We start from the raw sequence: 4,074 nt of genomic DNA, 5'->3' as shown, positions 1-4,074 counted from the left end.
GTTCCGTGTCCGGCTCAATGACCGTCCTATCCAAAACTTGCTTTTCGTCGTCACTTGCATCGCTGGTTGAGGCAGTTTCATCGGCACCTGGCACTTCCTCGACCGTCTGACTGGGAACGTCAGAATGCTCTGGCGGCATCTCACCGGTTACGATGTACTCTGGTACTGCCATGGCCCCCGCATCTGCGAGATCCGTCGCAGAAGCATAGGTCGTCACGACACACGCGCTACTGGCAAGAAGTAAGGTACGGATCGTTTTTTGTGTTCTGTTCATCATTCTTCCTCAGCGCCGGTTCCGTTCTTTTTCACGCTCTTCGCGGCGTTGGATGTTCTCCAACTCTTCAAGTGTCCGCGGCTTGCCTTTGTAGGCAGCGAGGTCGTCGATCACGGGCATGAAATTGTTGATTGAGATCTCAAACTCGTAGGTCTTTTCTTCGCGCTCTTTCTTATCGGCACTTCCTGAGACGTATTCGTTTCCGTAGACAAATGTCTTTCCGGTCTCTTTCTCGAAGTACGAGTTCTTGACCACGAATTCGCGCGAGATGTTGTGTTCTTTGAGGTTAGCCGCATCCTCTTGCAGCCCGACAATCACGGCGTTGCGGATAGACGGTGCAAGATAGGGCTCCATCAGTGTCGCAACCTCATCGACCTGATCTGGCGTCGTATTCCCAAGGAGGGTTGCGTAGAAAAGCGCCAAGTGACGTAGGTATTCCTCATCAGCCTTGTCCGCCGAAACCTCTGCTTCAGTCGTCAGCTTTGGCGGCACCAGCACACGGGCGGGCTCCAATGTCACGACATACCAGGCAAGCGGGACCATGACCGCGACCAAACCCAGATTCATCAAGCGCGCGTAATTCCGCTCTTGAAGGACCTGATCGAATGTCTTTTTGAAGTTATCGATATTCACGGCAGGAACACCTTATCCATCGGTTCCGGGATGGTGTGACCGCGCGGCATGCCGATGCCCTTCCCGTACAACCAATGCGGAACAAACATTTTGGGCTTTCCGTCACGGAAACGCTGATAGCGGCCCAGCAGCACGATGGTTGCCAGCAAGCAAAGCGTCACCTGCTCGATCGCTATCCCGATAACTGCAGCAGCAACCATGGGGACCAGATCCGGCCAGGGGTAAATCAGGATGTATTGCGGATCATCCGATGACTGAGGAATTTTGATCGTGTCCATGACTTCTCCCGTCTTGAGTTGAAGGGAGTATGTCAGGGTCTTTTGGAGGGCTTGTGCCTGTTCGATGCGTATTTTGGCATCTATCGACACATCGGCACATTAAATTGCCGATATCACATAGATATGTTGAAAACGCCGCCGCACCTTTCTGCTCGAGAGCAGGTTCTACGCGTCATAGAGACGGGATTGATTTCCCGGCACAATGCGGCTGAGTTTTTGTGCCTGTCGCCAAAGCAATTCGACAGGGTGCTCAATCAAGGACACGAGCTGACACGCTCGCGCACTATCTTGAGCGGATATCTGGTAGGAGAAATCACCGGCACGGTTGATCGCCGACTGACACCTGCTCCGAACATGCGAGTTGTTGCGAAGTGCAAAAATACCAAACACATCTTTTGGGCCTGGATGGCTCGAATGGGTTTGGTCACCGTCGCCGAGGCCGCCTCTCTATTGGGAATATCCACCAGTCGTGCTCATGACTTCAGCTCGTGGTCTAAACTCGACATCCCTCAGAGCATACTTCGCTTGATGGCTTTTCTGGAGCGGGATCTGCGCGGCTCAATCGCCGACCCCGACCTTGAGCGTTTAACCCACGTCGAGTGGCAACGCGGCTTACCGTTGTTCGAGCTGTTCTGATCACGCGCACTCAACTTGTTCCAAACCGTATCAACACGCTCGCGAAGGTCCGGAGCTACCCGGACACTAACCCGCGTTGCAGCGACGGTGCCCAACAGCAGAAGCCCTAAGGCCCAACGAATTTCAAGCGAGCTACCTGAGATGTAATCCTTAATAGCTTGAAGGAACGGAAATCGCTCTACTGCAAGCTCTGCAACCATCCTTTCTGCTTCCAACCACGAATACGGAAATACTCCGACTTTCATTGCTAGAAGCTTTAACAGCATCAGCAACACAGCCCCGTCGGCGATCTGACGGGGAACAATTCGCAAGAACCTATTTTTCAAACGTCGTGGCCACTCATTCGTAGGGACAATCTTGCAGCGCTTAACGATCAATACATTTTCAAAAGGACGTTCCACATCCGCGTCTGTCCAAACAACATCCCCGACTTCTTTGGACCAATACTGCCCACAGAAGCGCTTCCAGCAAAACAAAGTGGCCCAGGGATGCTTGGCAAAGGTTTCGATAGCTTCACCGGTAAAAATGATCGCACTTTTCATCCGCCCCTGAGTGGTTGTTCTGCCGTTCAACGCTGGGGTGTCAATTGCGTACAGACGCCCCTGAGTTGTTACCTTGAAGCGCCATCCTGCTCCTTCTTTCAGGGTATCTGTGGGCACTTTAGACCAGTGAATGAGTTTCTCGACCATATAACTCTCTCGATGAATCATAGTGTTATAACTTAGACTGGTTCGATATCTGGAAAATACAAACAAAAAAAGGCGCAGAGGTTTTCCCCCGCGCCTTTCATGTTCTTACCGACCAATTGTCGGCAACTCAAAGTGTTCGAAAACGGCTTTCAAACTGATCTCTTCTGAGAACCAGCCTTGGTATGTCTCGCTTTCTTCTCCGCGAATGCGGAATGTGTTTTTGTAGATCTGGTATTCAACATTTGTTGAACCGATCTCATTGCTCTCGCTATCAGTTGCTACCGCGTCATCCGCAATCAGTTGACCGCTGTGTTGAGCGCCTTCCTGACAAAGCAGAGCGATTTTGGCCATTTTCTGCGCTTCATGAAAATGGATACGGTGCGAAACCTTAATCGAGATGGCATCGCCGAAGGGATTATCTTGTGATCCACTGACCTCCCCATCGAATGATTGGAAAACCGGCAGTTCTTCGATAAGTGGCCCTCCCTGTTCACGGCGTGCAGCAACAATTGATTGCCGCAGTCGTGAGAGATGTTCGCTTGAAGGCTGGGTGGTTGATGCAACGAGTTCCGCCGCCTCAACCATTTCCGATAGTTCTGGTGATTGGAGGTAAACATCCGTGAGCCAGAAACTTTCATCGAAACAAGCCATCCCAGTTTGGAGCTGTTCTTTAGCTTCATCGATATCATCCGGAAACGGCTCATCGCCTTTTTCTTCGTTCCAACGTTCACGCAGTATTTCACGCATCATCTCCCGCGCTTCTTCAAAGCTGGTTGAGCCTTGAACCGACAGGGTCTGTTCGCCGTCATGGATCGCAAGGTTGGCTAAGATGGTGAAAGTCATTTTGGTGTCTCCTTAAAGCAAAAAAGGGACACAACCCCCATTGGGGACCTGTATCCCCAAATGGGTGTATTGTTCAGATTTGCCGCAGATCCCTAGTGTTGATCTGAGCGGACTTCGGTCATGGTATCGTCATAGGCTGAGGAGACATCTTCTAGATATTCAGAGCTAGAAATCTGATGGCCCTTGCTTTCGATATACTCGATGAACAATTGACGATCGCTGTCAGGCAAGTGGTCGACATAATTGATCAACAAAGAGCACATGTTGTGCTCATAGAGCTCAAAGTGCTGACCGGTACCTTTGATCGCCTCGTCACTGATAGCTGTATAGATGACATCAATGCGGATTTTACCGCAGCCGTCATTGTGTTTGGGTCCAGTTGACAAAAACACAAGCTGGGAATCGCGCGCCTTGCGGTAGCTTGATGTTGCCACGTTGGCGACAAATACCTCAGTCTCATCACCATACTTGTCGGCGAAAGACATCACTTGGCTTGCTGTAATCTGGGGGGTTTGCATAAACATATCCGTATCCTTTCAAGAAACGGGACATGCTTCTCCCCCATCGGGATCAAACATGTCCCGAATGGGGTTGTCGACGAAACCGCTAGAAGTGCGGCTCGTTGCTCAGTTGATTTTTGCGGCAATGTCGATCATTGCCTGCAAATTGCGTTTGATGGATCCGTCAATTCCGGGTGCCTTCTCTTGCAACTTGGCAAGAC

The 4,074-nt window shown here is 50.9% G+C and carries 6 protein-coding genes; all 6 read right to left on the bottom strand.

Annotation, left to right across the window (positions count from 1 at the left end; all coding sequences use genetic code 11):
- Positions 1-274, bottom strand: a 274-nt coding sequence (locus WA429_RS20660; RefSeq protein ID WP_336107821.1) for a hypothetical protein, incomplete at its 3' end; no start/stop codon positions are given.
- 9 nt (positions 275-283) lie between these two features.
- Positions 284-907: a TraE/TraK family type IV conjugative transfer system protein gene (locus WA429_RS20655; protein ID WP_336107820.1), complete on the bottom strand. Its 624-nt coding sequence runs from the start codon at positions 905-907 to the stop codon at positions 284-286.
- Positions 904-1,185 (bottom strand): type IV conjugative transfer system protein TraL, encoded by a 282-nt coding sequence (gene traL, locus WA429_RS20650; RefSeq protein ID WP_336107819.1) that lies wholly within the window; start codon positions 1,183-1,185, stop codon positions 904-906. The genes WA429_RS20655 and traL overlap by 4 nt, the downstream gene beginning before the upstream one ends.
- Before the next feature lie 509 nt (positions 1,186-1,694).
- Positions 1,695-2,510 (bottom strand): hypothetical protein, encoded by an 816-nt coding sequence (locus WA429_RS20645; RefSeq protein ID WP_336107818.1) that lies wholly within the window; start codon positions 2,508-2,510, stop codon positions 1,695-1,697.
- Positions 2,511-2,615: 105 nt separating this feature from the next.
- The gene (locus WA429_RS20640) at positions 2,616-3,353 is read right to left on the bottom strand and encodes a hypothetical protein (protein WP_336107817.1); all 738 of its coding nucleotides are present in this window, start codon (positions 3,351-3,353) and stop codon (positions 2,616-2,618) included.
- A gap of 92 nt (positions 3,354-3,445) precedes the next feature.
- On the bottom strand, positions 3,446-3,877 hold the full coding sequence (locus WA429_RS20635) for a hypothetical protein (protein ID WP_336107816.1): 432 nt from the start codon (positions 3,875-3,877) through the stop codon (positions 3,446-3,448).
- Positions 3,878-4,074: the final 197 nt, after the last annotated feature.

The organism is Thalassospira sp. CH_XMU1420-2, assembly GCF_037029325.1.
GTDB lineage: Bacteria > Pseudomonadota > Alphaproteobacteria > Rhodospirillales > Thalassospiraceae > Thalassospira > Thalassospira povalilytica.
The sequence above is the reverse complement of the archived record's forward strand: the minus strand, read 5'-3'. Positions and strand labels throughout refer to the sequence as shown.

What these genes read in the sequence shown, in the direction of transcription:
- traL (WP_336107819.1), bottom strand. Translation starts at nt 1,185, where the DNA reads ATGGACACGATCAAAATTCCTCAGTCATCGGATGATCCGCAATACATC.
- WA429_RS20645 (WP_336107818.1), bottom strand. Translation starts at nt 2,510, where the DNA reads ATGGTCGAGAAACTCATTCACTGGTCTAAAGTGCCCACAGATACCCTG.
- WA429_RS20640 (WP_336107817.1), bottom strand. Translation starts at nt 3,353, where the DNA reads ATGACTTTCACCATCTTAGCCAACCTTGCGATCCATGACGGCGAACAG.
- WA429_RS20635 (WP_336107816.1), bottom strand. Translation starts at nt 3,877, where the DNA reads ATGTTTATGCAAACCCCCCAGATTACAGCAAGCCAAGTGATGTCTTTC.